The 1,254-nt window shown below is 68.8% G+C and carries 2 protein-coding genes; both read right to left on the bottom strand.

The window, feature by feature from the left end; genetic code table 11:
- Positions 1-924, bottom strand: a 924-nt coding sequence (locus K7H93_RS15885) for a GumC family protein (protein WP_230784443.1), incomplete at its 3' end; no start/stop codon positions are given.
- Between the two features lie 51 nt (positions 925-975).
- Positions 976-1,254, bottom strand: a 279-nt coding sequence (locus K7H93_RS15880; protein ID WP_476727399.1) for a polysaccharide biosynthesis/export family protein, incomplete at its 5' end; no start/stop codon positions are given.

The following is a 1,254-nucleotide window of genomic DNA, read 5'->3' as shown; positions in this document are numbered from 1 at the left end:
GCCCGCCTGGCGTGCGCGCGCCTCGGCCTGGATCCGGTCGGCGGTCGCCTCGGTCAGCGCGGCGTTGAGCGCGGCCAGATCGTCGGCCACGATCGAGCGTTCCTGCGTGCGCCCGTCGGCCCCGGGCTGCGCGGGCAGGTTGATGATCTCCTCGTTCGAGGCATAGGTCACCAGCTGGCGCTGGGACTCATCGAGCCGTTCCTTGTAGTCGGCCAGCTGCGCCTGCAGCTGATCGCGCCCGTAGGAGGTCGCCTGGACCTTGCGTTCCAGGTTGGACTGGATGAAGTTTTCCGCCCAGCTGTTCGAGACGCGCGCGGCGAACGCGGGATCGGGCCCGGTAAAGCTGATGTCGACCAGCCGCGAGAGGCGCGCGGGCGCAACGCTGATATTGGCGAGCAGGATCTCGCCCGCGATCCGCTGACGGTCCTGGCGGCCCTGCGCGGTGTAGCGCCCGTTATCGAGCGCGAAGGCGGGGTCGTCTCCGCCTTCCACGCCGTAGGATGCGAAGAACTCGGGATTGTCGATCAGGCCCAGCTGGCCGGCCACCCGCTCGGCCAGGGTGCGCGCGCGCAGCAGGCCGTACTGGGTCTGGTAGAACTCCTGGTCGGAGATGGAGACCTCGCGCTCGACCCCTTCGAAGTTGGTCACCTGGCTGCCTTCGCGCGAGATCTCGATCGTCGCGGTGGCGGTGTATTGCGGGGTCATCAGCAGGGTCGCGACCAGGCCCAGCGCGACGCAGGCCGCGATCGAACCCAGGATCAGCCAGCGCCAGCGCTGCGCGATCCGCAGATAGTGCTGCACGATCGAGGGACCATCGCCCTCGCCCGGCTGGCCCGCCTGCACGCCCAGCGGATTGCCGCCACCCTGCGGGGGCTGGTCGGAAGGGCCGGACTCGCTGCCGAACCGGGAGGCCTGGATGTTCATGCTCGGCAAAAACCTTGTTGCAGGCGCACGATTGCGCGCGCCCGGAAAAACCTACTGCAAAATCGTGACCAGCGGCGATGCCAGCAGCGGCGCCACCGTCAGGAAGTCGCGGAACAGACGTCGCTGGGGGGAGTCGCCCACCACCACGATGTCGTTGGCGTAAATCGCGGGGTCGTCGTACAGCCCGCGCTCGATCGCCTCAAGGCTGTAGAGCCCGGCCATCCGCCGGCCGTTGACCGTGCGCAGGATCACCACCTCGTCCTTGCGCGCAAACTCGCTCGTCCCGCGCGCCGCCGCGATCGCACGCAGCAGCGTCGTCTGGTTGGTCAC

The sequence above is a fragment of the Citromicrobium bathyomarinum genome, from assembly GCF_021021475.1.
Lineage (GTDB): Bacteria > Pseudomonadota > Alphaproteobacteria > Sphingomonadales > Sphingomonadaceae > Alteriqipengyuania > Alteriqipengyuania bathyomarina.
This window is presented reverse-complemented; position numbering and strand designations above follow the sequence as displayed.